Source organism: Promicromonospora umidemergens, assembly GCF_024171995.1.
In the GTDB taxonomy this organism is placed as follows: domain Bacteria; phylum Actinomycetota; class Actinomycetes; order Actinomycetales; family Cellulomonadaceae; genus Promicromonospora; species Promicromonospora umidemergens.
Genome location: NZ_JAMTCT010000023.1, coordinates 64,055 through 90,150, shown reverse-complemented (window position 1 = coordinate 90,150; position 26,096 = coordinate 64,055). Strand labels below are relative to the sequence as shown.

The following is a 26,096-nucleotide window of genomic DNA, read 5'->3' as shown; positions in this document are numbered from 1 at the left end:
CAGGCCTCACCCGACAGACAACATCGGGTGAGGCCGGAGTGCAGTGCAGGGTGAGGGCCGAGGAACGAGGCACTCGCCCGGAACGGAAAGCAGGCGTCGACCGACAGACAACATCGGATGAGGACGTGTCAGGCCCCAGGTCACTATCGTGACCCGTACGTCTGACAAGTGGCCAGAGAGGAATACCGTGCCGGAGAAGAAGCCCGAGCGGGACGCGGGGGTGCTCGTGATCGGACTAGGGCGGTTCGGGTCGTCGATCGGCGCGACCCTGGACCGGCTGGGCCAGGACGTGCTGGCCGTGGAACAGGACCCGACCCTGGTAGCGCAGTGGTCAGGTCGGCTGCCCCTGGTAGAGGCGGACGCGACCAACCCGGAGGCGCTGCTGCAGCTCGGCGCCAAGGACTTCGGCGTGGCCGTCGTCGGTGTCGGCTCGTCGCTCGAGGCATCGGTGCTCATCACCGGCAACCTGGTCGACATAGGCACGCCGCAGATCTGGGCCAAGGCGATCTCCGCTGAGCACGGCCGCATCCTGACGCGCATCGGCGCCCACCACGTCGTCTTCCCGGAGGCCGACGCCGGTTCGCGCGTGGCCCACCTCGTGAGCGGCAAGCTGCTCGACTACATCGAGGTCGAGGACGGGTTCACCATCGTGAAGATGCGCCCGCCCAAGGAGGCGCAGGGCTTCACGCTCGCGCAGTCCAACATCCGCAAGCGTTACGGCGTCACGGTGATCGGCGTGAAGTCACCCGGCGTGGACTTCGTCTACGCGACGCCGGAGACCCGCGTCTCCGCCAACGACCTGCTCGTCTGCTCGGGCCACGCGGAGCTGCTCGACCGGTTCGCCGCGCGGCCCTGACGGCCGCCAGACCCCGCTCGGCACAACTCACACCCCCGCCGATTACAGGGCGAGCGCTGGACCAGGTAGCCTAGGGAACGGACTCCCTTTCGTGTTGGTCGGCCATCGTCACTCTGGCGTCACTGTCCCGGACCAACCGTGGACCATTTCGCTGAGCGGCCCGTCGTCGGGCTGCCGCCGACCGATCGAACATTGCGAGGACCTATGGGCTCCGTCATCAAGAAGCGCCGCAAGCGTATGGCGAAGAAGAAGCACCGCAAGCTGCTTCGTAAGACGCGCCACCAGCGCCGCAACAAGAAGTGACGCTCGCGCCCTCTGGCGCGTGACGAGCAGGCCCGGCCCACTGTGGGCCGGGCCTTCTTCGTGCCTGCGTGCAGGTCTTCGTGCGCCCGGGCGGGCCCGGGCGGGCTAGCGGCCCTGCAGCCGGCGCCGCGCCGCGCGCAGCACCAGGCCGAGCACCCACGCGGCGCCAGCCCACGAGGCGGTCCGCACCCCGCGTCCCGCCCCGCGCTGCGACCGGCCCCTGAACTCCCGGATGGGCCAGCCCACCTCCTGCGCGTGCCTGCGCAGCCGCAGGTCGGGATTGATCGGGCAGGGGTGGCCCACCGCGCGCATCATCGGCAGGTCGTTCAGCGAGTCCCCGTAGGCGTAGCTCTCGTCGAGGTCGATGTCGTTGATGTTCGCCAGCTCGACGATGGCGGCCGCCTTGGCCTGGCCGTGCATCAGGTCACCGTTGAGCCGGCCCGTGTAGAACCCGTCCTTGTGCTCCGCGATGGTGCCGAGCGCCCCCGTGGCGCCCAGCCGGCGGGCGATGAGCTGTGCGATCTCCACCGGAGTGGCGGTGATGAGCCAGACCTGGTGGCCGGCCGCGATGTGCTCGTCGAGCAGGCGGCGCGTGCCGGGATAGATCCGCAGCGACAGGACGGCGTCCCACACCTCTTCGCCGAGGGTGGCGATCTCCGCGACGCTGCGGCCCGCGATGAGGGACAGTGCGCGGTTGCGCACCTCGTCGATCTGCTCCTTGTTCTCGCCCCACACCAGGTAGCGCGCCTGGATGAGGGCGAACCTGAGGATGTCCCGGGTGCCGAAGAACTTGCGCTGGTACGCGGACTTTGCCAGGTGAAAGGCGCTCGCACCGCGGATGATCGTGTTGTCGACGTCGAAGAACGCCGCGGTGGCGGACGATGGGTGCGTCGACGGCATGGAGGTCACTCTATCCGCGTGTCACGCCGTGCAGGTCCCCACCGGGCACGAGGTGCGAGGGCGACGAAACCGGGGAGCGACGACGCGAGCGACCAGGACGCCGGAGCGGGCTGTTCGTCGTCATCGTCCGGCTGTGCCGGACACCGACCGCTCGCTGTCGTCCACGTGACGTAACCTCGGGTCGTGACAAGTCCTGCCGGAGCCCGGGTAGTCCTGTACACACGTGAGGCGTGCCATCTGTGCGATGACGCACGCGCCGTCGTCGTGCAGGTGTGCGAGGGGGCCGGAGCCCGATGGCGCGAGGTCGACATCGACAGCGCGCCCGCACTGCGGGAGAAGTACGGGGAATATGTCCCCGTGGTCGAGGTGGACGGGGTCCAGCAAGGTTTCTGGCGCGTGGACGGTGCGCGCCTGGCCCGCCTCCTGGCATGATCATCCCGGCAGTGTGTGCGTACGCCCGCGACACAGTGGTCGCGGGGAGGGGAGCAGCACGTGGTCGAACTCAGTGACGGCACGGTTCCGGCAGCAACCGTAGGGAGGCTGCCGTACTACCTGCGCGCCCTGCGCGACCTCGCGGCCGAGGGGGTGGGCCTCACCTCGTCGACGGAGCTCGCCGAGCGTTCGGGCGTCAGCTCGGCACAGCTGCGCAAGGACCTGTCCTACCTGGGTTCGTTCGGCACGCGCGGCGTCGGGTACGACGTCGAGTCGCTCGCCTCGTACATCACCGTCGCCCTGGGCCTCGAGACCGAGCACCGGCTCGCGATCGTCGGTATCGGTAACCTCGGGCACGCGCTCGCGAACTACTCCGGGTACGCGACGCGTGGCTTCCAGGTGGTGGCTCTCCTCGACGCGTCGCCCGACGTCGTGGGCACCCGCGTGGCCGGCGTGACCGTTGAGCACGTGCGCGGCGTGGCCGACGTCATCCAGCGCGAACGGGTCAGCATGGTCGTGCTCGCGCTGCCGGGCCTCGGGGCCCAGGACGTGGCCGACGCCGTCGTCGGCTCGGGCGTCCGCGAGATCCTCAACTTCGCGCCGATAGCGCTCCAGGTGCCGGACGACGTGGTGGTGCGGTCCGTCGACGTCGGTGGCGAGCTGCAGATCCTGGCGTTCCACGCGGCGACCCGGGCCGCTGCGCTCTGAGGGTGACCTGACCGGAACGGTTCCTGACAGCGGTTCAGCAGGCTCCAGACGACCGTGACCACGAGGATCACGGTCGTCTGCAGCCTGCTGAACGCAAGTCAGTCGGCGCGTTCGGCGCGCCGGGGAAGGTCAGGCCTTGGCGATCGCGCTGACGTCCAGCGTGATCTTGACCTTCTCGCCCACCAGGAAGCCGCCGGTCTCCAGCGAGGCGTTCCAGGTCAGGCCGAACTCCTTGCGGCTGATCTCGAGGTTGGCCTCGAAGCCGGCGCGGTCGTTGCCGAACGGGTCCTTGGCGGTGCCGGCGAACTCGGTCTCCAGCTCGACGCCCTTGGTGACGCCGTTGATGGTCAGGTCGCCGGAGATGATGTACGCGTCGCCGTCGGGCCGGATGCCGGTGGACGTGAAGATCCAGGCGGGGTTCTCCTCCGCGTGCCAGAAGTCGGCGCTCTTCAGGTGGCCGTCGCGGCCGGCGTCGCCCGTGTTGACCGACTCCGCGTCGAGCTCGGCGGTGACGCTGGACGACTCCAGGTCCTCGCCGACCGTGATGGTGCCCGAGGCGACGCCGATGGTGCCGCGCACCTTCGCGATGCCCGCGTGGCGGACGGAGAACGCTGCGGTGGTGTGGGACGGGTCGAGGTCGTACGTGCCTGTGGTCAGACCGGCGGGAAGCGAGGTGGCCATGAGAGAGGACTCCTTGTTGGTGCGGCGTTGTGGGTGGATAGTTGAGAGATCAACTAGTCACGTTCACATCTAACATAGCCGGTCCCGTAACGTATTCCCAGGGGGTGTCCCGGCCGGCGCGGAGCGGCAGCGGGGCGGGCCCTGGGCCTCGCGCCCGGCCCCTCGGACAGCGAGCGACGGGCACCCTCTGGCGGCTCGGCAAGCACGAAAGCGGTGGGCTACATGGCAGCAGAGACGACCGAGCAGCGCGACAGCTGGCTGACCGAGGAGCAGCAGGGCTCCTGGCGGCGCTACCTCGAGGGCACCGCGCGCTTCGTCGAAGCGCTCGGCGCCGTCCATGACCGGACCCTCGACCTCTCCCTCGGGGAGTACAGCCTGCTGGTGCAGCTCTCGGAGGCGCCGGAGCGCACCATGCGGATGTCGGCGCTCGCCGACGGCCTGGTGCTGTCGCGCAGCCGGCTCACGCACACGGTCGCGCGCATGGAATCGCGTGGGCTGGTCGAGCGGCGTGCGGCGGAAGGCGACCGGCGAGGCGTGAACTGCACCATGACCGACGCCGGCTACGCGGCTCTCGAGACCGCCGCCCCCGGCCATGTGGCCGCGGTGCGCCGCATCATGGTGGACGCGCTGGAGCCGGAGGAGCTCGCCGTGCTGGGTCGCATCATGGCCAAGGTCGCCGAGTCCTCGAAGCTCTCGGGCGGGACCGAGGAGGGCCTGACGGCCCTCTGCGACTAACCGGTGCGGCCCACGACGCCTACCCAGCGATCCGGCCCGCATCTCCGAGGAGATACGGGCCGGATCGCTGGGCAGGCGTCGTGGCTAGGCCCCCGGCGTGCTGGTCCAGACGTCGGCTATCGACGGGTCGTAGTCACCTGGGACGTCCGCGAAACGGAGCCGCACCACGCCGTCCGACGTCGCTGCCGACGGCTCGACCTCCAGCCGGTACGTGACCGCGCCCGCGCCGCCGGACGTCTTGCGGTGGTCCCGGCTCAGCACCCGGGTGCCGTCGGCGAGGATGCCGTAGGTCTTGCGCTGCGGGCCGTCGTACGTCTCGACGACGGTCAGCACGAACGCCTCACCGGCGGGGACGTCGAGGTCGAGCTCGAAGTACCCGCTGCCCCCGGTGACGCCCGTGTACCGGCGGGTGAGGCCGGCCTCGACGTTGGTCCCCGAGCCGGGGGAAGCGGTCAGCCCGTGCTCGGCCTCCGACCCGGCGTCGCCGATGTCGGCATGGTCGACGACGCCCGCAGGCGGCGTCGGCACCCGCACGTCCAGCGTCGCCCGCGCCGACTCGTCGTCATGAGCGCCGACGGCGACCCCGATGGGTGTGGGGCCACCGGTGACCGACCCGGGCACCCGGACCTCCACCTCGTGGTCGACGGCGTCTCCCGGCGCCAGCGTCAGCTCCGCCGGCTCGGGTGCCGGCCAGCCCTCCGGGACCGTCACTGTCACCGTGCGCGACTGCTTCACGGCTGACCGGTTCTCGATCGCGGCAGTCAGGGTGAGCGTGTCTCCCGGTCCGGCCGCGTCGGGCGTCGTCGCGGCCGAGGCGACGACGACGGCCGGCACCACGTCGAGCTCACCGGTGACCCGGAGCTCGGCCGTCGAGTCGCCGTAGGTGTAGGCCACGGTGCCGGCGAGCTCTGCTCTGCCCGCCGCGAGCCCGGCAGGCAGCGACACGTCGAGGCGCTGCACCGCCGTCGCCCCCGGTTCCACCCGGTCGGGAAGCTGCCCCACCGGCGTCGCCGTCCAGCCGTCCGGCAGGGTGAGCCCGGCCTCGGGCCGCAGGAGCGCCTGCCGTCCGGTGTTCGCCAGGCTCAGCTCGACCGGCACGGTCGACCCGGGCAGTGCGGTCCCGTCGGGAACCACCAGCGCAGCGTGCGCCCCGAGGAGCACGCCCGCGGCGTCCGCGAGAGTCGTGGCCACAGCGTCGGTGGTGGCGAGCAGCGACTCGGCGACGTCCTCTGGCAGCCCGTCGCCGAGGGTGCCCTCGATCGCGGTCCGGAGCCTGCCGACGTCGGCCAGCGCGGCGTGGACGTGCGCGGGGGCGCCGTCGTCGTCGCGGAGGTAGGCCGACCAGGCCCTGGAGGTGTCCCGGGCGGCGCCGTCGGCCAGTCGGCCGAGGCGAGCGGCCTGCGGCCGGGTCAGGTGACCGGCGGCGCGTGCGTCGTCGACGGCGTCCCCGAGCTCGGCGAGGCCCTGGCGGGCGTCGCCGAGCCGGCCGAGGGCCTCGTCGACCACGAACCGGTACGTTCCGGAACCCACGCTGAAGGCGGCGGCGCCGTCGACCATGCGCTCGAACTCGATGCCCCGGACGCGGGCGACCGGCTTGCCGGACTCGAGCACGGCGTGCCGCGACGCGGCAGGTACCCGGATCTCGGCCGTGGTGTTGGCCGGGACCGTCACGGTCACCTCCAGGCGGTCGCCCTCGGTGTTCCACCCGCTCTCGACCGCGCCGTACGGCGTGTCCAGGCGGTAGTCGACGTGCCCGACGCGTTCGTCGATCCGGGGCGCGACGAGCGTCCTGCGGTAGCCAGGCTCCAGCGAGCGGACGCCGGCCATGGTCCCGTACATCCACCGGCCGACGGCCCCGTAGGCGTAGTGGTTGAACGAGTTCATCCCCGGGTCGTGGAACGAGCCATCCGGCAGGATGGAGTTCCACCGCTCCCACACGGTCGTCGCACCGTTTGCGATCTCGTAGCCCCACGAGGGGTAGTCCTCGTGCTGGAGCATCTCGAAGGCGACGTCGTCCCGCCCGATCTGGGACAGGGCGGGCAGCAGCCCCTCGACGCCGAGGAAGCCGACGGACAGGTGCAGGTCGCGCCGTTCGAGGCTCGCGAGGAACTTCGCCGCCACCTCCTCCTCGAGCTCGTCGGGGACCAGGCCGTGCGTGATCGTCAGGACGTACGACGTCTGGCTGTCGGACGTCACGGTGCCGTCGTCGGCGACGAACTCCCGCTGGTAGGCGGCCCGGATCTCCGCGAAGGCGGCGTCGTAGGTGTCGGCGTCCGCCGTCCGGCCGATGGCGCGGGCCATCTCGGCGAGCTCGCGGGTGCTCTTGGCCATGAAGGCGGTGGAGACGACGCCGGCCTCGGTCGGGTCGTCCAGGTTCACCCAGTCCAGGTACCCGCCCTCGTCGCGGATCCAGTCCTCGGAGTCCGCGTGCAGGTAGTCGACGTAGCGCCGCATCGCCTCGTAGTTCTCCTCGACGACGTCGGTGTCGCCGTAGGCGCGCCAGAGGGTCCACGGCACGTGGACGCCCGCGTCGCCCCAGCCGGCGGTGCCCATGCCGCCGTCGGAGTGGCCGGGGATGACCGGCGCGAAGCCGGGGAAGGCGCCGTCGGCGCGCTGGCTGTCCCGCAGGTCGCGCAGCCACTTGCGGAGGAACTCGCGTGAGTCGGCCGTGTAGGCGGCGGTCTCGCCGAACACGTTGATGTCACCGGTCCAGCCGAGCCGCTCGTCCCGGGCCGGGGTGTCGGTCGGGATGGACAGGAAGTTTCCGCGGCGGCCCCACCGGATGTTGCTGTCGAGCTGGTCGACCATGGCCGACCCTGTCGACAGCTCGCTGGACTCCTCGGTGTCGGTGCTGACCACCACACCGACGACGTCGGCGGGCGCCGGCGCCTCGGAGACCCCGGTGATCTCGACGAACCGGAACCCGTGGGACGTGAAGGTGGGCTCGAAGACGCCGGTCCCCGACTCGTCGAAGGTGTAGGTGTCGGTGACCTTGGCGGTGCGCAGGTTGTCCGTGTACAGGGTTCCGTCGGGGTTGAGGACCTCGCCGAACCGGAGGGTCGCCGTCGTGCCGGGGGCTCCGGTGAGCCGGGCACGGACGTGGCCCACCATGTTCTGCCCCAGGTCGTAGAGGTGGACGCCGTCGGAAGGGGACGGGAGCGCCGTGGCGCCGAGCTCCTCGAGCACCCGGACCGGCTGGTCCTGCTGCGGGACGAGCTCTGCTGCCGGCGCCTCGATGACGTCGGCAGGCTCCCAGCCCGTCGCGTCGAAGCCGGGGGACGACCACCCGTCGGTGTCGTGCGCGGCGCGTGCGTCGAAGCCCTCGCCGTCCAGGAGGTCGGACGTGCGGATGGGGCTGTCCCCGACCGACCAGTCCTCCCCTGTCGTGACGGTCCTGGTGGTCCCGTCGGCCAGCTCGACCCGGAGCTGGGCGAGCAGGCTCGGTGTGGTCCCGTACCGCTCCGACCCCGCCTGGGCGATGCGGCCGGCGAACCAGCCCTTCGCGAGCTGCGCCCCGAGCACGTTGGTGCCAGGGCGGAGCAGGTCGGTGACGTCGTAGGTCTGGTACTGGATCCGGTCCTCGTAGTCCGTCCACCCTGGTGCGAGCTGGTGGTCACCGACCGCGTTCCCGCCCAGCTCGAGCTCGTACAGCCCGCGCGCGGTCGCGTAGACGCGCGCGCTGGTCACCGGGACGTCCGGCAGGTCGAACTCGGTGCGCAGGAGCTGGACGTCGGTCGACTGCTCCACCCACGCCTCGTCGCCCTCGCTCACGGCCAGCCCGTCGGGGGTGGCCCGCCCGTCGGACAGCTCGTGCTCGTCGCCGGGGAACGTGGCGTCCAGCAGGCTGTCGCCGTCGGGCGTCGTGACGGTGACGCCGTGCACGAGCGCGGACTCGCCCCCGCTCGTGCGGAGGCCGACGAGGCCCGCCGCTGCGTGCGTCGTGTCGGTCCGGGTGTCCACGACCTCGCCGTCGACGCGCGTGGTCAGGGTGTCGCCGACCACCTCGAGCGTGTACTCGTGCCGGTCGGCGAGGTCGAGGTCCGCGGAGAAGGGCGCGGCGTCGAGCACCGCGTACCCGTCGTTCACCTTCACGTGCGGACGCAGCGCGTGCTGGGTCTCGCTGAGCTGCCACATGTACGCATTGGCTCGGTCCGAGCCACGGACGTAGATCCCCAGCGCGCCCTCGATGTTCGACGCCGTCACCGTGACGGTGTAGTCCGTCCACTCCGCGCCGACCTCGGACGTGTCCTTGCCGATCCACTGGCCGGTCCAGGCGTCGGCGTCGGCGAGCGCGGTCTCGAACTGGGCGGGGCTGCTCCAGCGGGAGGCGTTGCCGTCGTCGTCCCAGACCCGGACGGACCAGGTGTATTCGCGCTGGGCAGTGAGGTCCGGGCCGTCGTACGGCACGTCCACCGACTGGTCCGACGCGACCCGGCCCGAGTCCCACAGGGCGCTGCCCGAGGCGGTCCCGCCGGTCCAGACGCGCACCTGGTAGGCCCGCTGCACGACGCCGCGCCGGTCCCGGTCGGCATCGAGCTGCCACGAGAACTGGAGCGGATCGGTGGGCAGGATCCCGGTGGGGTCCGTGCGCCGGTCCACGGTCGGCGCGGTCACGGTGAGGGCGGGGCCGGCAGGCTGCTGTGCGGTGGAGGTGCCGGCGGCGGGCGGCGCCGCGGTGAGCGGGACGAGGAGGGCGAGGGCAACGAGCGGACTGAACAGCCGGACGCTCCGGGGTCGTGGAGCGCGAAGGGCGAGCGACATCGAGATCTCCCTTGAATCGTTTCAGCGGCAATGGTGAAACTGGCGGAGACGTTAAAGGACTTAAACGTTAAAGGTCAAGGAGTGTGAGATACGGCAAACCACACCTGCTCGAGGTCACAGGCACCCAGGGTCGGGTGCGAGACTGGGCGCCATGGTTTCCACGACGGTTCACCTGCTGCGTCACGGCGAGGTGTACAACCCCGACGGTGTCCTGTACGGACGGCTGCCCGGCTACCGCCTCTCCGACCGTGGCCAGGCGATGGCGAAGATCGTCGCCGACCACCTCACGAACACCGGCCGGGACGTGGTCCGAGTGGTCGCCTCCCCGCTGCAGCGCGCGCAGGAGACCGCAGCACCCCTGGTGCAGAGCTTCGGCCTGGAGCTCGCCACGGACGACCGCATCATCGAGGCGGGCAACCGGTTCGAGGGCCTCCCCGTCGGAGACGGCGGCGGTGCGCTCAGGAGCCCGCGGAACTGGCCGTACATGTGGAACCCGTTCCGCCCGTCCTGGGGCGAGCCGTACACGCGCCAGGTCGAGCGCATGCGCGACGCGATCGAGGACGCGCGCCGGGCCGTGGCGGGCCACGAGATCGTGCTCGTCAGCCACCAGCTCCCGGTGTGGCTCACCCGCAGGTCGCTCGAGGGCGGCCAGCTCTGGCACGACCCGCGCAGCCGCCAGTGCAACCTGGCCTCCCTGACGTCCCTGAGCTTCGAGGACGACAGGTTCGTGGGCCTCCACTACACGGAACCCGCCGCGGAGCTGTACCCCGGCGCGAGCAAGGTCGCCGGCGCGTGATGCGGGGCAAGACCTTCAAGGTCGTTCAGATAGTGGTAGCGGTCGGCATCGTCATCGGCCTGGTCGCGGCGCTCGCGGCGTGCACACCGGAGGAGTCCGGCGCGAGCGACGTCGTCGGGCAGGGGTACGTCTCAGGTGACGGGTCGGTGCAGACCTACGATCCGGGCGAGCGCAAGGGTCCCGTCGCCATCACGGGCACCGCCTTCGAGGGCGACGACGTCGACACCACCGAGTGGGCGGGCGACGTGGTGGTCGTGAACACCTGGTACGCCGCGTGCGCACCCTGCCGCGCAGAGGCTCCCGACCTCGTGGAGCTCGCGAACTCGAAGGACGACGTGCAGTTCCTCGGCATCAACACGGAGGACGACGCCGGTGCCGCCCTCGCGTTCCAGCGCACCTTCGAGGTGCCGTACCCGAGCATCGAGGACCGCACGGGCGTCGTGATCGCCGGCCTGAACGGCGTCGTGCCGCTGCAGGCCGTGCCCACCACCGTGGTGCTGGACCAGGAGGGCAACGTCGCCGCGCGCGTCATCGGGCAGGCGGAGCACTCCACGCTCGAGGCACTGATCGACGAGGTCCTGGCGGAGGCTGCCTGATGCTTCCCGGCAGCCCCCTCGGTGCCGTCGCGACCGCCGTCGGCGACGGGCTCGCGAGCACCGCGTTCAGCGGCTCCCTGCTCCTGGCGGTGCCGGTCGCCGTGCTCGCCGGCCTGGTCTCGTTCGCCTCGCCGTGCGTGCTGCCGCTGGTCCCCGGCTACCTCGGCTACGTGAGCGGCATGGCCGCCGCCTCGATGAACACGACCGCCGGAGCCGTGGGCACGCGCACCAAGCCCGCGCGCGCCCGCGTCGTCGGCGGCGTGGCCCTGTTCGTGCTCGGCTTCACCGTCGTGTTCGTGTCGTTCGGCGCCGCGTTCGGCAGCCTCGGCACGTACCTGGTGCGCTGGGAGGAGGTCATCACCCGCGTGCTCGGCGCGGTGGTGATCCTGCTCGGTCTCGGCTTCCTTGGCGCCGTCCCGTTCCTGCAGCGCGAGGCGCGGTTCCACGTGACCCCGCGCGCCGGCCTGTGGGGCGCTCCGCTCCTCGGCGTCGTGTTCGGCCTGGGCTGGACACCCTGCATCGGCCCGACGCTCGGCGCCGTGCAGGCGCTCGCGATCGACGAGGCGTCGGCGGGGCGCGGCGCGCTGCTGGGCGTCGCCTACTGCGTGGGTCTCGGCGTGCCGTTCCTGCTTGTCGCCCTCGGGCTGCAGAGCTCGGAGCGGATGCTGGACTTCCTGCGCCGGCACCGCCTCGCGGCGCTGCGGATCGGTGGCGGGCTGCTCGTGCTGGTCGGGCTGCTGCTGGTCACCGGGCTGTGGACGCGGCTGACCGGGACCATGCAGCTCTGGATCAGTGGATTCGAGCCGGTGATCTGATGGCCAGGGAAGGTAGGTACGTCCCTGAGGGGATAGCCGACGAGTTCACGCAGGGCGCTCCGTCGTCCGGCGAGGGACAGCCCACGCCGAACCGCCCCGCCATGCCCGCGCTGGGGCTGGTGGGGACCCTGCGCTGGATGTGGCGCCAGCTCACGTCGATGCGCGTGGCGCTCATGCTGCTGATGCTCCTCGCCGTCGCGTCGGTGCCCGGGTCGGTGCTGCCGCAGCGCAACCAGGACGCGGCGGGCGTGATCGAGTACCTCGCCGACCACCCGACGGCCGGCGAGTGGCTCGACAAGGCCGGGTTCTTCGACGTCTACACGTCGGTCTGGTTCTCCGCGATCTACATCCTGCTGTTCGTGTCGCTGGTGGGCTGCATCCTGCCGCGGTCGATGGCCCACTACCGAGCCCTGCGTGGCCGGCCGCCGCGCGTGCCGTTCCGCTTCGACCGGTTCCCGGCCAAGGCGTCCGCGACCACCGACGTCTCGCCCGAGGAGGCCGCCGACGCCGTCGCCGCGCGCCTGCGGGGCAAGATCTCCTGGCTGCCCATGTTCCGTGTGGACCGAGGTGAGGAACCCGGCCGGGGTGCGCGTGGAGCGTCGAGCCCGAGCGAGCTGGCGAGCGCAGGGCCGGAGCGACCATCGGGACGGCCGGCTTCGGCCACCGTGAGCGCCGAGCGGGGCTACCTGCGCGAGTCCGGGAACCTGGTGTTCCACCTGGCCCTGGTCGGCCTGCTCGTGTCGGTGGCGACCGGCCAGCTGCTGCACTACCGCGGCCAGGCGATCGTCACCGAGGGCCGCGGGTTCGCGAACGCTGTGGTGGACTACGACACCTTCGAGAAGGGTGCCTGGTTCCGGCCGGAGTCGCTGGTGCCGTTCTCCATGACGCTCGACCGGTTCGTGTCGGAGTTCGCGAGCGACACCGTCGCCTTCGCGCAGGCGCGCGACTTCACGGCGTACGTGACCGTCACCGAGCCTTCGGGCGAGCAGCGGCCGGAGACCGTGAAGGTGAACCATCCGCTCGTGGTGGACGGCGCCAAGATCTACCTGCAGGGCAACGGTTTCGCGCCCGACATCACGGTGCGTGACGCCGAGGGCGAGGTCGCCTTCTCCGGCCGCGTGACCTTCGTCCCGCAGGACACGATGTACACCTCCCGCGGCGTGGTGAAGGTGCCAGACGTGTCCCCGGGGCTCGATCAGATCGGGCTCGTCGGCTACTTCCTGCCGACGGCTGAGGTCGAGCCCGACGGGTCCGCCCGCTCGGTGTTCCCGCAGCCCGTCGACCCGCTGCTCGTGCTCGAGGTGTACACGGGAGACCTGGGGCTCGACGAGGGCACCCCGCAGAACGTGTACGAGCTCGACACGGCGTCGCTCGACCCCGCCGTCGAGGACTCCGGCGAGCGCGTCAAGGTGCTGGCCCGGCCCGGCGAGACCGTCGAGCTCCCGGACGGGCTCGGCACCCTGACCCTCGGCGAGGAGCTGCCGCGGTACGTGGCGCTCGACCTGCGGCACGACCCGTCGCTCGGGTTCGTGCTCGTGTTCTCGCTGCTCGCCCTCGGCGGGCTCACCGTCTCGCTGTTCACGCCCCGGCGTCGCGTCTGGGCTCGGGCGTACGTGGGGCAGGACGGGGCTACCGTGGTCGAGGTCGCGGGGCTCGCCCGCGGGGACGACGCCGGCCTGCAGGCCGAGGTCGACCGCGCGCTCGCGGCAGTGCCCGACCCTGAGGTAGAGCGTGACCCGGTGGTCGAGCCGGACCCGGTGATCGAGCCGGACCCGGTGGTCGAGCCCGTCGAGACCCGGACCAGATCGGAAAAGGACTGAACATGGACCTGGCAAACCTGAGTGTGCTGCTCGTCTGGGGCGCCGCGACTGCTCTCGCCGTCGCGCTCATCGCGTTCGCGGTGGACCTGTCGCGCCTGTCGGGGGCGAAAGTCGACGCACGGGACGCGGCCAGGGGCCGAGAGCAGGTGACGGTCGGTGCCGGCGGCGCCGAGCCGGGCTTGCCGTACGGCCCCGACGGCGGCACCGACACGGGGACGGCCGCTCCCGGAGCGGTGAACCGCAAGCTCGCCGGGATCGGGATGTCCGTGACCTGGCTGGCCGCCGCGCTGCTGCTCGTCGCCATCGTGCTGCGCGGCGTCGCGGCGGGGCGCGCGCCGTGGGCCAACATGTACGAGTTCGCGCTGGTCGGCACGTTCGTGGCGGTCGCGGTGTTCGTCGGCGTCAACACGCGCCGTGACGTGCGGTTCCTCGGCGCCTTCGTGACCGGGCTCGGCGTGCTGTTCCTCGTGCTGGCCCAGCAGCAGTTCTTCGTCGCGGCCATGGGCGTGCAGCCTGCGCTGCAGAAGTACTGGCTCGTGATCCACGTGGGCGTCGCCATCTGCGCGACCGGCATCTTCACCGTCGCGTTCGTGACGTCGGTGCTGCAGCTCCTGCGGGACGGGCGCGACAACGGCTCGCCCCTGCTCGGCAGCAGGCACTGGGGCTGGCTCGACCACACGCCGGCGCCGTCGGCCCTGGAGTCGCTCTCGTTCCGCCTGAACTCCGTGGCGTTCGTGCTGTGGACCTTCACGCTCATCGGCGGTGCCATCTGGGCCGAGGACGCCTGGGGCCGGTACTGGGGCTGGGACCCCAAGGAGGTCTGGAGCTTCATCGTGTGGGTGGTCTACGCGGCCTACCTGCATGCGCGCACCACGCGCGGCTGGTCAGGGACGCGTGCTGCGTGGTTCGTCGTGGCCGGTTACGCGTGCGTGCTGTTCAACTTCACCGGCGTCAACCTGATCTTCAACGGGAAGCACTCCTACTCGGGCCTGTGACAGATGACCATGCACCTGCTGCCAAGATGCTCAAGATCTTGGCAGCAGGTGCATGGTCATCAGTTGTTGTTCTCGGCGTCGTCGTCCTTGGCGTCCTGGTGGCCCCTGGCCTCGCGCTCGCGCTTGCGCTTCTCCTGCTCCAGCAGCCACAGGAACTCGGGGTCGTCATCGGGGGCGACAGGGCCGGCCGGGCGGCGTGGGCCGGGCCGAGGTGAGCGCGGGGACGGAGGCGTCGGGCGGCTGCTACCGCGGCCGGGACCCGAGGGGCCCGCGTTGTTGCGGCGGGCGGTGACACGCACCACGATCCACGAGATCGCGCCCAGCAGGGGCAGGAGCACGATCAGGAGCACCCAGAGCCAGCGGGGCAGCCCGCCGCGTTCGTCCTCGTCCGCGCTCCAGACATCGGCGAGGGCATACGCCATGAGTCCGACGACGACCAGGATCAGGAGGATGCGTGCCATACCCCCAGCCTACGGTGGGACGGTGGGGATACGGGAGTCGGTGCTGTGACCTTGCCCGCGTTGCGGTCCGTCGGTGCTCGACCCGGGCGCGGCATATCATCGGTAGGTGCCTCTCCTGCTCTACACCCTGCTCCGCCTCGCACTGTTCGGTGTGATTCTCGGCCTGCTCTACGTGGTGGGGATGCGGGGCGTGCTGCTCCCGATCGTGGCGCTGGTGCTCGCGTTCGCGCTGTCGTACCTGACGCTGCGCAAGCCGCGGGACGCCGCTATGCGGTGGATCGCCGGACGGGCCGACCGGCGTGCCGCCGAGCGCGTCGTCGCCCCGAAGATCGACGTCGACGCGGCCCACGAGGACGCGCGCCTGGACGACGAGCTCCGAGACCGGGGCTAATCCGCGGCCAGGCCGCGGCCAGCGACGCTGGGCCCGCTACAGCGACAGGCCGAACCAGAGCAGCAGGCCGTAGCCCAGCTCGTACAGGCCCGTGCCGGCCAGGACCGGGATCAGCAGCTTCCCGCGCGCCCCGGCGAGGACCGGGATGGTGAGCAGGCCCGCCGGCCCGAGCAGCAGCAGCACGACGAGCGACCACGGCGCCCAGAACGCGCACACCGCGGCGAGCAGCACCGGGATCCAAAGCATCGCGGCGTAGACGCGGCGGGCCCTGTGGTCGCCCAGGCGCACCGCCAGGGTGCGCTTGCCCGCCAGCACGTCGGTCGGGATGTCGCGCAGGTTGTTCACCATGAGCAGCGCGCACGCGATGAGGCCGACACCGACGGCGCCGAGCACCGCCGGCCAGGTGATGAGGTCGGCCTGCGTGTACGTGGTGCCGAGCACCGCGACCAGGCCGAAGAACACGAACACCGCTATCTCGCCGAGCCCCCGGTACCCGTACGGCGTCTTGCCGCCCGTGTAGTACCAGGCCGCCGCCATGCACACCGCACCGACCGCGATCAGCCACCAGTGGCCCGACACGGCGCTCAGGGCCAGGCCCAGCACCGCCGCGACACCGAACGCGGCGAACGCCGCACGCTTCACCGCGCCGGGGACGGCCGCGCCGGACGCGGTCAGCCGCATCGGGCCCACCCGGTCGAGGTCCGTACCGCGCACGCCGTCCGAGTAGTCGTTGGCGAAGTTGACCCCTACCTGCAACGCGAGGGCGACCCCCAGCGCGAGCAGCGCGGGCAGCCACGCGGCGGCGTCCACCTGGGCAGCCGCGCCGGTACCGACCATGACCGGTGCCGCCGCCGCCGGCAGCGTGCGGGGCCGTGCCCCGGAGATCCACTCGGCGGCAGTCGCCATCAGCGTGTCCTTCGTTCGTGGGGTGCTGTCTGGTTCTCCAGACACGGGCGCCGCGCCTGTGCGCGGCCCTGGCGGAGGAACGAAGTCATGGTCGCACGGGTTCCCGGCCTGCCATCCGCTCGGCCCGCACGACGGCGTCCCGCACGGCCCGGCGGTCCACCTTGCCCGGACCGCGGGTGGGCAGGGCTGCTGTGACATACACCCGCCGCGGTGCGGCCGGCGACCCGAGCCGCTGCCCGACGGCGGAGCGCAGCCCGGCGAGCAGCTCGCCGCCGCTGTCGGTCAGGCCCGGCCCGCCGGCGGGTACGCGACCGGACGGCGCCCGCCCCACGGCGACGACGGCGACGACGGCCTGGCCCCACTCAGGGTCGGGCACGCCGACGACGCACGCCTCGCCGGGGCTGCCGAGCCCTGCGAGGTGCTCTGCTATCGCGTCCTCGACGGCCGCCGGCGCGACGTTGACCCCGCCGGTGAGGATGACGTCGTCGGCGCGGCCGAGGATCGTGAGGCGGCCGTCGTCCAGGCGGCCGAGGTCGGAGGTGCGGAACCAGCGCACGCCGTCGGGGTCGGTGCGGAAGGCGGCTGCCGTGGCGGAGGGGGCGCCCACGTAGCCCTCGGCGAGCATCGGGCCGGACAGCTCGACGACGCCCCCGGAGCCGGGCGTCGGGCCGCGCCCGGCCTCGGGTTCGGCGCCGGCGGCCCGGACGCGCACCCCGGCGAGCGGGACGCCGTCGTACACGCAGCCGCCGCTCGTCTCGGACATGCCGTAGGTCGTGACGACGCGGACGCCGGCGGCCCGGGCGGCGGCCAGCAGGGGGGCGGGTGTCGCGGCGCCGCCGACGAGCACGGCGTCGAACCGGGTGAGGGCGTCGAGACCGGCGGCGTCACCGCCCTCGGCCGCGGTGACCAGGCGGTGCAGCTGGGTGGGGACCAGGGAGACGTACGCACGCGGTCCGTGCGCCAGGAGGTCGGCGAAGTCGGTGGCGACGGCGGCGAAGCCCGCCGGCGTGAAGCGGTCCAGCGTGTGCGGGTACACCCCTCTGCCCGTCACGAGGGACCGGGTGATGACCTGGACCCCCGCGACATGGGTCGGTGGCAGGACGAGCAGCCAGCTGCCGGAGCCGCCGAGCCGTTCGTGGGTGGCCCGGGCCGAGGCGCGCAGGGCGGCAGCGCTCAGCGCGACCTCGCGCGGGTCTCCCGTGGAACCGGACGTCCGCAGCACGAGCGCGGTGCCGGGCGGCGGGACGGCGTCGGACAGGCGGGGCTGCGGGGCATAGGCGGGACCGCCGTCGAGGGCGTCCCGGACGGCGCGGACGACGTCGGTCAAGGGGTCGGTCGAGGCCACCTCACGAGGGTAAGGCTGCCTCGGGGGCGCGGGGCTACTGTGTGGGTAGGGTGTGCGCCACGCGGAACGGCCTCCCGGGAGTGCCCGGGGGCGGGTGCCTGCGGAGGAGGTCGGATGACAGCACGCTGGACGACTGCCGTACGGACCACGGGTGCCGCGCTGGTGATCGCCCTGGGGCTGGCGGGCTGCGGTCTCGGTGAGCCGGACGAGCCCGCGCCCACGCCCACCACCACCGTCGACGCCCCCGTACGGGGCGACCGGGACGGGCCGCCGGAACCGGACGTGCCCCTGGTGTGGCCGCTGACCGGCGTGGGGACCGAGAGGGTCGCGCAGCGCCCGGCCGTGTCGGTGAAGATCGAGAACTCGGTGGCGGCCCGGCCCCAGCGTGGCCTCGTGGAGGCCGACATCGTGTGGGAAGAGGTGATCGAGGGCGGCATCACGCGGTTCGTGGCGACCTACCACTCGAAGATCCCGGACGCCGTGGAGCCGGTGCGCTCCGTGCGGCCGATGGATCCTGCGATCGTGGCGCCGCTCGACGGGATCCTGGCGTTCTCCGGCGGGCAGGGACCGTTCATCGCCGCGACGGAGCGCGAGGGCACGCAGACGGTCATCATGGACGACGGCGACGCCGGCTTCACGCGAGATCCCGGCCGGGTCGCGCCGCACAACGTGATCGGGAGCGTGCCGACGTTCCTTGAGCAGGCCGACCGTCGGCGGACGAGCCCGCCGCCTGCGCAGTTCGCGTACGCGCGCAAGGTGGGCGAGGGGTCGGCCCCCCAGGCAGGGAAGCCCGCGCGGGAGGTGGACGTGCGCCTGTCCCCCGCACAGCGCAGCGTCTGGACCTGGGACCCGGAGAGCAAGCGATACCTGCGCAGCGAGGGCTCCGCGGCGTCCGTCACCGCGGACGGTCGTCGGCACTCCGCCCGCAACGTTCTCGTGCTGTCCACCTACGTGTTCGACACCAAGTGGGTGGACCCGTCGGGCGCTCCGGTTCCCGAGCACCGGCTCGCCGGCAGCAGCGGTGACGGCACGCTGGCCTCCATGGGGCACAGCATCTCGGTGCGCTGGTCCAAGAAGAACCACCGGGCGCCCATCGTGCTCGAGCTGCCGGACGGCAAGGAAGCGCAGCTCGACCCGGGCAACACGTGGATCGAGCTGGTGCCGCAGCGGTCAGGGAGCTGGTCGCCGCGCTGAGCGCTTTATCACGCATGAGAGACCTTTCATCGGGGTCTCATGACGGGTTCATGGCAACCTAGTTGAGTGACGGGTGTTGCACCGTGCGTCCCTCGACCAGAAAGCGTGGCTGCCATGAGCATTCTCGACACGTCCCCGCACACCCGCGGCTACGCCCCGCGTCCCCTCGCCACCCCGCTTCGGGTCGGCGCCGTCGACGGCGCGGCGCGAACGCCCGACCCGCTCGTGCGCCGCCTGCTGCGGGCCAAGAAGGCCTACTCCACGCGGTTCGTCGCCGCGGCCGTCGAGGCGGACCCCGCGGCCTTCGACCTGATCACCGACCCGACGCAGGCACCACGCCCCGGGGACGTCGTCCTGGCGCGCGTCGTCACGATCGGCCAGCACCGGCGGCTGGAGTCCCCGGCCTCCCGCCGTCAGATCCTGTTCGAGGGTGACGAGATCGTCGTGTCCTACGGGTCCCGCTACGCCGCGGACCAGTTCCACGCGGTCATCCCGGAGGACCTCGGGCCGTGCCATCTCGCGGCCGCCGGCGGGCTCGCCTCGCGCGTCGTCGACCAGCACGCCGCGATCAAGGACGCCACGGTGATCGAGCCGGTCGGGCTGCTCTCGAACGCGAACGGGGTGGTGAACCTCTCGGCCTTCGCGCCATACCCGGTGCGCCCGGCGTCGTCGGCAAGCGGGGCGGCGTCGCGCGTGCCCGTCGTCGCCGTGGTCGGTACGTCGATGAACTCCGGCAAGTCGACCGCGCTGGCCTGCCTCGCCCGCGGGCTCGCCGCCGCTGGCCGCACCGTCCACGCAGGCAAGGCCACGGGGACGGGCGCAGGCAACGACGCCCACCACTACACCGACGCGGGTGCCGACCACGTGATCGACTTCACCGACTTCGGCCTCCCCAGCACGTTCGGCCTCGCCTTCGAGGACGTGCGCGACGTGTTCGCGACGATGGCCGACGTGCTGGCGTCCCCGGCGGGCCGCGGCGCTCCCGACGTCGTCCTGATCGAGATCGCCGACGGCCTCTACCAGGGCGACACGCGCAGGCTCCTCACGGACGAGGCGTTCCGCACGGTGGTCGACCGCGTGGTGTTCGCCGCCGGGGACGCGCTCGGTGCGAGCGGGGGAGTCGGGGCGCTCCGCGCGCTCGGCTGCGAGCCGTCGGTCGTGTCCGGCGTGCTCACGTCCTCGCCGCTCGCCATGGCCGAGGCCCGTGCGGAGCTCGACGTGCGTGTCGTGCCGACCTTCGACCTGTGCCTGCCGTCCGTCGCGCTGAGCGCCGCAGGCCTGGCCCCGGCTGCTGGCGTGGCTCCGGCCGGGGACCTGGTCCCGGTCGGAGAGGCTGGGGACAGCCATGCGATCGCCTGAGCCGGGCGAGCTGCCGAAGGTCTTCACCGGAACCCGCCGGACCTGGCTGCTCGGTCTGGTCGCGCTGGGGCTGGGCCAGGGTGCGCTCGGTGCGGTCAGCGCCTGGACGCTGACCCAGCTTCGGGCAGGCAGCCCCTGGCCGATGGCGGTCGCCGTCCTCAGCATCGTGGCGGCAGCCGTCGCGCTCGGCGGGCTGCGTGTCGAGGAGCGGATCGTCGCGGAGCGGCTCGGCCAGGACTATGTGCGGCGGGTACGCCGCGACCTGCTGGAGGCCGAGCTCACCCCGGGCAGCCGGACCCACCTCGGCATCACCGTCGCCCGGACCACCAACGACCTCTCCAGCGTCCGCAACTGGGTGTCGCAGGGCGTCGGCCCGCTCGCGGCGGGCATCCCGCTGATCGTCGGCTCCGCCGTGGGCCTCACGATCATCGACCCGTACCTCGGCATCGGGTTCCTGCTCCCGCTCGGCGTGCTCGCCGCGGTCATGGTGCCCTGGGCGCGAACCGCGTACCTGAAGTCGCGGCGCCTGCGGCGGGCCCGCGGACGCATGGCCACCCGGATCGCCGACACCGTCGGGGCCTCGCAGGAGATCATGGCGGCGCGGGGTGCCCGGCGCGAGCTCGGCCACATCGACTCCGCCTCGGACGTCGTCATCGACCGTGCGGTCGACCGCTCGGTGATCATCGGGACGATCCGGGCCGGCGGCACCGTGGCAGCTCTGCTGGCCACCCTCGCCGTCGCGGCGATCGGCGTCGTCCGGGGCCTCGATCCCGCGGTCACCATGGCCGCCATGGCCGTAGCGGGCATCGCGTCGACCCCGATCATCGACATCGGGCGGATCGTCGAGTACCGCCAGACCTACCTGGCCGCCCGCGCGGTCCTCGGCCCGGCGCTCGCGGACGCCGCCCGACGGCGTGCCGAGTACGAGCACGTGCGCAATACCGCGGCGTCGGCCCCCGCGCCCGACGGCGTGGACGGGCCGGGCCTTGTGCACCTGGGCGTCCCTGGGCTCACCCCGGACGGCTCGCCCCTGCGCGCGGCCGCCGGCGCCCGGATCCGGCTGACCAGCGACGACCCCGAGGCGCCGCTGCGCCTGATGCGCCGCGTCGTGGGGCTCTCCGCTGCCCCGCCGGGCGCCATCGACGAGGTATGGGTGGCCGGCGAGAACCTGCGGGGCGTCGCACCGGCGCTCGGCCGTTCCCTGGTGGGGCTCGCGACCAGGGGCACCGTGTTCGAGCGCGGGCCGCTGCGCCGAGCGCTGCGCTACCGGCGTCCCGACCTGGACGACGAGACGGCCACCGAGGTCTTCGAGGCCGTCGGCCTTTCCGCGGACCGGTGGCCGGGCGGGTTCCGTACCGAGCTGCGCGCCGGCGGGGAGCCGCTGACCACCGACGAGCGCGCGCGGCTCGCTCTCGCCCGCGCGATCTATGGTGAGCCGCCGCTGCTCCTGGTCGTCGACCTGGACCGGGACCTGAACCAGGAGGGGCGCGGCCGGTTGGAGCGGATCCTGGCCGGCTATCCGGGGGTAGTGGTGTTCACCGGGCCGGACGATCTGGCGGGAGCCCTGGGTGCCGAGGAGGTTCGGGTCGATGCGACGCCGGTTCCGGTCACCCCGGACGGTCGCACGCCGGACGACGACGACTGACGGCCGCTCGCGCTCTCCGCATCGGTTGGTGCGGCTTTGCGGCTGTGCAGCTGTGCGGCTGGTGCGCCGACTGCGCCCGCTGCGCCCGCTGCGTCGACTGCGTCGACTGCGCCGAACCGCAGGTTGCGCGTCGGCGGTGGCTCTCGGTCCCGCCGAACCGCAAGCTGTGCGTCCAACGGTGCTGCTCGATCCGCCGAACCGCAAGATAGGTGTCACCCCGGGCGCCGAGCCGAAAGGTACACGTCGATCCGGGGCCTGAGAGACGTGGACCTTGCGGTTCGGCGTCGCCGGTGACGTGGACCTTGCGGTTGGGCGCCGCCGGTGGCGTGCACCTTGCGGTTCGGCGCCGCCGCCTCTATCTGGCAACGCGTACGTTGCGGTTGGGCCGGCCGGTGCCGTCAGTCGTCGTGGCGGGCGCCGTCAGTAGTAGTAGGGGAACCCGGACCAGTCCGGTTCGCGGCGCTCCAGGAACGCCTCCTTGCCCTCGACCGCCTCGTCCGTCATGTACGCCAGCCGGGTCGCCTCGCCGGCGAACACCTGCTGGCCGGCGATGCCGTCGTCGGCGGCGTTGAACGCGAACTTCAGCATCCGGATGGCCTGCGGCGACTTGGTGGCGATGATCTTCGCGTACTCGAGCGCCAGCCCTTCCAGGTCCTCGTGGGCGGCCACCTCGTTGACGGAGCCCCAGCGTTCGGCGTCGTCGGCGGAGTACTCGCGGGCGAGGAAGAAGACCTCACGGGCACGCTTCTGCCCGATCTGGCGGGCGAAGTACGCGGAGCCGTACCCGGCGTCGAACGAGCCGACGTCGGCGTCGGTCTGCTTGAACTTGCCGTGCTCCCGGCACGCGACCGTGAGGTCGGCGACGACGTGCAGGGAGTGCCCGCCACCGGCGGCCCAGCCGTCCACCACCGCGACCACGACCTTGGGCATCGTCCGGATCAGGCGCTGCACCTCCAGGATGTGCAGGCGGCCGGCCTTGGCCGGGTCGATGTGATCAGCGGTCTCGCCCGCTGTGTCCGTCGTGTAGCGGTAGCCGTCACGCCCGCGGATGCGCTGGTCGCCGCCGCTGCAGAACGCCCAGCCGCCGTCCTTGGGGGAGGGGCCGTTGCCGGTCAGCAGCACCGTGCCGACGTCGGACGTCATGCGCGCGTGGTCCATGACCCGGTACAGCTCGTCCACGCTGTGCGGGCGGAACGCGTTGCGCACCTCCGGGCGGTCGAACGCGATGCGGACCACCGGGAGGTCGCGTGGCTCGGGGCCGCTGCGGTCGACGCCGCGGTGGTAGGTGAGGTCGGTCAGGTTCTCGAAGCCCGCTACCGCGCGCCAGCGCTGCGGGTCGAACGTCTCGGAGACCTGCGGGGGCAGTTCGGTGCTCGTGCTCACGCGGGCAAGCGTAGTTGGGGCGGTGAGCCTATGGGCGTGAGTTCGGTGTCCGCTGAGCAACCGACCGAACTCACGCCGTGCGGAGCCCGTGTGCTGCCACAGGTCGTTAGCCTGGCCCTGTGCTGCTGATCGGTGAACCCGTCGTCTGGTCCACGTCCCTCCGGACACGCTTTCGCGGCATCGACGTGCGCGACGGCGTCCTGCTGCACGGCCCCGCCGGCTGGGGCGAGCTCTCACCCTTCTGGGACTACGACGACGCGGAGTCCGCGACCTGGCTGCGCGCCGCGCTCGAAGCAGCGACGGTCGGCTGGCCCGAACCCGTCCGGCAGAGCGTCCCGGTGAACGTGACCGTCCCCGCCGTCGGGCCGGAACGGGCCCGGGAGATCGTCCTGGCGTCCGGCGGGTGCCGCACCGCCAAGGTCAAGGTGGCCCAGCGCGGCCCCGACGGGACGCTCGAACCCGTGTCCGCCGAGGTCGAACGGGTAGCGGCAGTCCGGGAGGCCCTCGGGCCCGACGGCGCCATCCGGGTCGACGCCAACGCCGCCTGGACCCCGGACGAAGCCCTGGCCCACCTGGTCCAGATCGACCGCGCCGCGGGCGGGCTGGAGTACGTGGAACAGCCCTGCGCAGAAGTCGAGGAGCTGGCCCTGGTGCGCCGCAAGCAGCACGTTCCTGTCGCGGCCGACGAGTCCATCCGCCGCGCCGCCGACCCCCTGAGCGTGGTGCGCCACGAGGCCGCCGACATCGTGGTGCTCAAGGTCCAGCCGCTCGGTGGCGTCCGTGCGTGCCTCGAGCTCGCCGAACAGGTCGGCCTGCCGGTCGTCGTCTCGTCCGCGCTGGAGAGCTCGGTCGGCCTCGCCGCAGGCGTGGCCCTCGCCGCGGCCCTCCCCGAGCTGCCCTACGCCTGCGGGCTCGCGACCTCGCAGCTCCTGGTGCACGACGTCGTCGCAGAGCCGCTGCTGCCCGTCGACGGCGCGCTCCCCGTCCGCCGGCCCGAACCCTCGCCGGAGGCGCTCGCGGCTGTCGCGGCCGACGGCCCGACGACCGAGCGCTGGCTCGCGCGGTATCACCGACTGACCCGGACCCTGGAGGACGCATGACGATCCCGCCCGCCGTCACCGCCGCCCGCGCGCTGATTGCCGACCTGGTCAGCAGGGGTGTGCAGGACGTGGTCCTCGCGCCCGGCTCGCGCAGCGCGCCCCTCGCCTACGCGGTCGCGGAGGCGGCCGACGCCGGCCGGATCACCCTGCACGTGCGTGTCGACGAGCGGGCGGCGGGGTTCCTGGCGATCGGCCTGTCGAAGGGGGCTGAGGGTGCGCCGGTCGCCGTCGTCACGACGTCGGGCACCGCCGTCGCGAACCTGCACCCCGCCGTGCTGGAGGCGAGCCACACCGGGTTGCCGCTGATCCTGCTCACCGCCGACCGACCGCACGAGCTGCGCGGAACCGGGGCATCACAGACCACCGACCAGGTGGGGATCTTCGGTGCGGCTGTGCGGTTCGCCGTGGACGTGCCGGCACCGTCAGGTACCCCGAGCCCCGGACCCGAGGCAGACGGGGAGCCGGGCACCGCGAGCGCGCAGGAGCTCCGGGACCTGCGGAGCGTCACCGGGCGCGCGGTCAGCGCGGCCCTCGGATTCCGGTCGGGCCACCCTGGCCCCGTGCACCTCAACCTGGCCTTCCGGGACCCGCTGGCGCCGTCCGCCCCGCTGCCCGGACCGGGAGCGGGCAGCGCGCCGGACGGCTCTCCGAAGCCGGACCCGCCGCTCGTCGTCCCGGCCGTCCTCCAGCACTTCGCCTCGCCGGCGCTGCCGGGCGACCCCGCACGCACCGTCGTCGTGGCCGGCGACGGTGCCGGACCCGAGGCCCGGCAGCTCGCCGAGGCGCAGGGCTGGCCGCTGTTCGCGGAGCCGTCGTCGGGTGCGACCGGCGGACCCAATGCGATTGCGGCGTACCGGCTGCTGCTCGGGTCACCGGAGCTTGCCGCGGGTATCGAGCAGGCGGTAGTCCTCGGCCGGCCGACGCTGTCCCGGCCCGTGCAGCGGCTCCTCGGTCGGCCCGACGTCGCGGTCACCGTCGTCGCACCAGGTGCGGGCCCGTGGCCCGACGCCGCCCGCAACGCCGCCGTCGTGGTGCCGGGGGTCGCGGCCATGTGGTTCGAGGCCGCCGCCCCGCAACCCTCCGAGTTCCTCGAACGCTGGCGGGCTTCCGGGGTGCGGGCCGCCCAGGTCCTCGATGAGGTCACCTGCGACGACGCGGTCATCGGTGGGCCGACGGCGCTCTCCGTGGCACGCGCCGTCGCAGGCGTGCTCGGGTCGGAGGACCTGCTGGTGGTCGGCTCGTCCAACCCGGTGCGGGACCTCGAGCTGGTGCTCGGCCTCGACGGGCCCGGCCCGGCGGTCCTCGCGAACCGCGGGCTCGCAGGCATCGACGGCACCGTCTCGACGGCGGTCGGCGTCGCGCTCGCCGCCGCACGGCGCGGTCTGCGCACCCGCGCCCTCCTGGGCGACCTGACGTTCCTGCACGACGTCGGAGGCCTGCTCCGAGGACCCGACGAACCCCCGGTGGACCTCGAGATCGTCGTGGTGAACGACGACGGCGGTTCCATCTTCGCGACGCTGGAGCACGGTGCCCTCGCCGCGACCGGCAGCGCGGCGAGCGCCACGTTCGAGCGGGTCTTCGGGACCCCGCACGGGTCCAACCTGGCGCAGCTGTGCGCCGGGTACGGCGTGGACCACCAGCTGGTGCAGGACGTGCCGACCCTGCGGCACGCGCTGCAGGCGCCGAGCCACGGTGTCCAGGTCATCGAGGTGCGGGTGCCGCGCGCCGACCGCCTGGCCGAGTCCCGGGACCTGGCCCGTCGTATCGTGGAGAGAGGCGCCCCCTCTCGTTGAGTGCTTGTTGAGTGCTCGTCGAGCACTTGGAGCCGTGAGGGCATGCAGCAAACTCACAGACTTGTCCAAGGCTGGGACAAGGAAGGGGGTGTCAACTGGTTCTGACTTCAAGGAGGGTCAC

The 26,096-nt window shown here is 72.5% G+C and carries 23 protein-coding genes; 16 read left to right on the top strand and 7 right to left on the bottom strand.

Going from position 1 to position 26,096, the window contains the following annotated elements; all coding sequences use genetic code 11:
* The first annotated feature begins 187 nt into the window (after positions 1–187).
* Positions 188–856, top strand: coding sequence for a potassium channel family protein (locus tag APR04_RS25515; protein WP_253876144.1), 669 nt, complete (start codon positions 188–190; stop codon positions 854–856).
* A gap of 204 nt (positions 857–1,060) precedes the next feature.
* Complete coding sequence (locus APR04_RS25510) at positions 1,061–1,159, top strand: 30S ribosomal protein bS22 (RefSeq protein WP_003792170.1); 99 nt, start codon at positions 1,061–1,063, stop codon at positions 1,157–1,159.
* A 105-nt stretch (positions 1,160–1,264) separates the two neighbouring features.
* On the opposite strand, the gene APR04_RS25505 is transcribed toward APR04_RS25510, so the two are convergent.
* On the bottom strand, positions 1,265–2,059 hold the full coding sequence (locus APR04_RS25505) for an HAD family hydrolase (protein WP_253876132.1): 795 nt from the start codon (positions 2,057–2,059) through the stop codon (positions 1,265–1,267).
* Between the two features lie 183 nt (positions 2,060–2,242).
* Here APR04_RS25505 and APR04_RS25500 point away from each other — a divergent pair, with 183 nt between their 5' ends.
* Entirely contained in the window at positions 2,243–2,491 is a 249-nt protein-coding gene (locus APR04_RS25500; protein WP_253876129.1) for a glutaredoxin family protein, read from the top strand.
* A 60-nt stretch (positions 2,492–2,551) separates the two neighbouring features.
* Positions 2,552–3,199 (top strand): redox-sensing transcriptional repressor Rex, encoded by a 648-nt coding sequence (locus APR04_RS25495; RefSeq protein WP_253876127.1) that lies wholly within the window; start codon positions 2,552–2,554, stop codon positions 3,197–3,199.
* A 129-nt stretch (positions 3,200–3,328) separates the two neighbouring features.
* Here APR04_RS25495 and APR04_RS25490 read toward each other — a convergent pair whose 3' ends face one another.
* On the bottom strand, positions 3,329–3,880 hold the full coding sequence (locus APR04_RS25490; protein WP_253876124.1) for a YceI family protein: 552 nt from the start codon (positions 3,878–3,880) through the stop codon (positions 3,329–3,331).
* Between the two features lie 222 nt (positions 3,881–4,102).
* On the opposite strand from APR04_RS25490, the gene APR04_RS25485 reads away from it, so the two are divergent.
* Entirely contained in the window at positions 4,103–4,615 is a 513-nt protein-coding gene (locus APR04_RS25485) for a MarR family winged helix-turn-helix transcriptional regulator (RefSeq protein ID WP_253876122.1), read from the top strand.
* A gap of 84 nt (positions 4,616–4,699) precedes the next feature.
* Here the strand turns inward: APR04_RS25485 and APR04_RS25480 are convergent, their stop codons facing one another.
* On the bottom strand, positions 4,700–9,376 hold the full coding sequence (locus tag APR04_RS25480) for a family 78 glycoside hydrolase catalytic domain (protein WP_253876120.1): 4,677 nt from the start codon (positions 9,374–9,376) through the stop codon (positions 4,700–4,702).
* A gap of 151 nt (positions 9,377–9,527) precedes the next feature.
* On the opposite strand from APR04_RS25480, the gene APR04_RS25475 reads away from it, so the two are divergent.
* The 5 genes from APR04_RS25475 to ccsB are packed head-to-tail and all read left to right on the top strand — an operon-like array spanning position 9,528 to position 14,398.
* Positions 9,528–10,172: a histidine phosphatase family protein gene (locus tag APR04_RS25475; RefSeq protein WP_253876117.1), complete on the top strand. Its 645-nt coding sequence runs from the start codon at positions 9,528–9,530 to the stop codon at positions 10,170–10,172.
* Complete coding sequence (locus tag APR04_RS25470) at positions 10,172–10,768, top strand: TlpA family protein disulfide reductase (protein ID WP_253876114.1); 597 nt, start codon at positions 10,172–10,174, stop codon at positions 10,766–10,768. The genes APR04_RS25475 and APR04_RS25470 overlap by 1 nt, the downstream gene beginning before the upstream one ends.
* Positions 10,768–11,583, top strand: coding sequence for a cytochrome c biogenesis CcdA family protein (locus APR04_RS25465; protein ID WP_253876111.1), 816 nt, complete (start codon positions 10,768–10,770; stop codon positions 11,581–11,583). The genes APR04_RS25470 and APR04_RS25465 overlap by 1 nt, the downstream gene beginning before the upstream one ends.
* Entirely contained in the window at positions 11,583–13,403 is a 1,821-nt protein-coding gene (gene resB / locus APR04_RS25460) for a cytochrome c biogenesis protein ResB (protein WP_253876109.1), read from the top strand. The genes APR04_RS25465 and resB overlap by 1 nt, the downstream gene beginning before the upstream one ends.
* 2 nt (positions 13,404–13,405) lie before the next feature.
* On the top strand, positions 13,406–14,398 hold the full coding sequence (gene ccsB / locus APR04_RS25455; protein ID WP_253876106.1) for a c-type cytochrome biogenesis protein CcsB: 993 nt from the start codon (positions 13,406–13,408) through the stop codon (positions 14,396–14,398).
* A 59-nt stretch (positions 14,399–14,457) separates the two neighbouring features.
* On the opposite strand, the gene APR04_RS25450 is transcribed toward ccsB, so the two are convergent.
* Positions 14,458–14,859 carry a PLDc N-terminal domain-containing protein gene (locus APR04_RS25450; RefSeq protein WP_253876104.1) on the bottom strand — a complete coding sequence of 134 codons (402 nt, stop codon included), beginning with the start codon at positions 14,857–14,859 and terminating at the stop codon, positions 14,458–14,460.
* 106 nt (positions 14,860–14,965) lie between these two features.
* Here APR04_RS25450 and APR04_RS25445 point away from each other — a divergent pair, with 106 nt between their 5' ends.
* Positions 14,966–15,250, top strand: a complete 285-nt coding sequence (locus APR04_RS25445) for a DUF4229 domain-containing protein (protein ID WP_253876101.1) — start codon at positions 14,966–14,968, stop codon at positions 15,248–15,250.
* Positions 15,251–15,286: 36 nt separating this feature from the next.
* Here the strand turns inward: APR04_RS25445 and APR04_RS25440 are convergent, their stop codons facing one another.
* Together APR04_RS25440 and APR04_RS25435 are read right to left on the bottom strand one after the other, a co-directional pair.
* Positions 15,287–16,156, bottom strand: coding sequence for a 1,4-dihydroxy-2-naphthoate polyprenyltransferase (locus APR04_RS25440; protein WP_253876099.1), 870 nt, complete (start codon positions 16,154–16,156; stop codon positions 15,287–15,289).
* Positions 16,157–16,241: 85 nt separating this feature from the next.
* The gene (locus APR04_RS25435; protein WP_253876082.1) at positions 16,242–17,501 is read right to left on the bottom strand and encodes an AMP-binding protein; all 1,260 of its coding nucleotides are present in this window, start codon (positions 17,499–17,501) and stop codon (positions 16,242–16,244) included.
* 114 nt (positions 17,502–17,615) lie between these two features.
* Here APR04_RS25435 and APR04_RS25430 point away from each other — a divergent pair, with 114 nt between their 5' ends.
* The 3 genes from APR04_RS25430 to APR04_RS25420 all read left to right on the top strand — a co-directional run bounded on the left by APR04_RS25430 (position 17,616) and on the right by APR04_RS25420 (position 21,699).
* The gene (locus APR04_RS25430) at positions 17,616–18,695 is read left to right on the top strand and encodes a DUF3048 domain-containing protein (RefSeq protein WP_253876079.1); all 1,080 of its coding nucleotides are present in this window, start codon (positions 17,616–17,618) and stop codon (positions 18,693–18,695) included.
* Between the two features lie 114 nt (positions 18,696–18,809).
* On the top strand, positions 18,810–20,054 hold the full coding sequence (locus tag APR04_RS25425) for a DUF1611 domain-containing protein (protein WP_253876076.1): 1,245 nt from the start codon (positions 18,810–18,812) through the stop codon (positions 20,052–20,054).
* Positions 20,041–21,699 carry an ABC transporter transmembrane domain-containing protein gene (locus APR04_RS25420; protein ID WP_253876074.1) on the top strand — a complete coding sequence of 553 codons (1,659 nt, stop codon included), beginning with the start codon at positions 20,041–20,043 and terminating at the stop codon, positions 21,697–21,699. The genes APR04_RS25425 and APR04_RS25420 overlap by 14 nt, the downstream gene beginning before the upstream one ends.
* A gap of 420 nt (positions 21,700–22,119) precedes the next feature.
* Here APR04_RS25420 and APR04_RS25415 read toward each other — a convergent pair whose 3' ends face one another.
* Positions 22,120–23,082, bottom strand: coding sequence for a 1,4-dihydroxy-2-naphthoyl-CoA synthase (locus APR04_RS25415; RefSeq protein ID WP_253876071.1), 963 nt, complete (start codon positions 23,080–23,082; stop codon positions 22,120–22,122).
* A 119-nt stretch (positions 23,083–23,201) separates the two neighbouring features.
* On the opposite strand from APR04_RS25415, the gene APR04_RS25410 reads away from it, so the two are divergent.
* Together APR04_RS25410 and menD are read left to right on the top strand one after the other, a co-directional pair.
* Positions 23,202–24,182: an o-succinylbenzoate synthase gene (locus tag APR04_RS25410; protein WP_253876068.1), complete on the top strand. Its 981-nt coding sequence runs from the start codon at positions 23,202–23,204 to the stop codon at positions 24,180–24,182.
* A complete protein-coding gene (menD, locus tag APR04_RS25405) occupies positions 24,179–25,975 on the top strand; it encodes a 2-succinyl-5-enolpyruvyl-6-hydroxy-3-cyclohexene-1-carboxylic-acid synthase (RefSeq protein ID WP_253876065.1) in 1,797 nt (598 codons plus the stop codon). Before APR04_RS25410 ends, menD begins: the two co-directional genes overlap by 4 nt.
* Positions 25,976–26,096 lie beyond the last annotated feature (121 nt).

Coding starts and splice junctions, on each gene's coding strand:
- APR04_RS25420 (WP_253876074.1), top strand. CDS start 20,041: ATGCGATCGCCTGAGCCGGGCGAGCTGCCGAAGGTCTTCACCGGAACC.
- APR04_RS25430 (WP_253876079.1), top strand. CDS start 17,616: ATGACAGCACGCTGGACGACTGCCGTACGGACCACGGGTGCCGCGCTG.
- APR04_RS25425 (WP_253876076.1), top strand. CDS start 18,810: ATGAGCATTCTCGACACGTCCCCGCACACCCGCGGCTACGCCCCGCGT.
- APR04_RS25470 (WP_253876114.1), top strand. CDS start 10,172: ATGCGGGGCAAGACCTTCAAGGTCGTTCAGATAGTGGTAGCGGTCGGC.
- APR04_RS25485 (WP_253876122.1), top strand. CDS start 4,103: ATGGCAGCAGAGACGACCGAGCAGCGCGACAGCTGGCTGACCGAGGAG.
- menD (WP_253876065.1), top strand. CDS start 24,179: ATGACGATCCCGCCCGCCGTCACCGCCGCCCGCGCGCTGATTGCCGAC.
- APR04_RS25440 (WP_253876099.1), bottom strand. CDS start 16,156: ATGGCGACTGCCGCCGAGTGGATCTCCGGGGCACGGCCCCGCACGCTG.
- APR04_RS25450 (WP_253876104.1), bottom strand. CDS start 14,859: ATGGCACGCATCCTCCTGATCCTGGTCGTCGTCGGACTCATGGCGTAT.
- resB (WP_253876109.1), top strand. CDS start 11,583: ATGGCCAGGGAAGGTAGGTACGTCCCTGAGGGGATAGCCGACGAGTTC.
- ccsB (WP_253876106.1), top strand. CDS start 13,406: ATGGACCTGGCAAACCTGAGTGTGCTGCTCGTCTGGGGCGCCGCGACT.
- APR04_RS25490 (WP_253876124.1), bottom strand. CDS start 3,880: ATGGCCACCTCGCTTCCCGCCGGTCTGACCACAGGCACGTACGACCTC.
- APR04_RS25475 (WP_253876117.1), top strand. CDS start 9,528: ATGGTTTCCACGACGGTTCACCTGCTGCGTCACGGCGAGGTGTACAAC.
- APR04_RS25510 (WP_003792170.1), top strand. CDS start 1,061: ATGGGCTCCGTCATCAAGAAGCGCCGCAAGCGTATGGCGAAGAAGAAG.
- APR04_RS25505 (WP_253876132.1), bottom strand. CDS start 2,059: ATGCCGTCGACGCACCCATCGTCCGCCACCGCGGCGTTCTTCGACGTC.
- APR04_RS25480 (WP_253876120.1), bottom strand. CDS start 9,376: ATGTCGCTCGCCCTTCGCGCTCCACGACCCCGGAGCGTCCGGCTGTTC.
- APR04_RS25465 (WP_253876111.1), top strand. CDS start 10,768: ATGCTTCCCGGCAGCCCCCTCGGTGCCGTCGCGACCGCCGTCGGCGAC.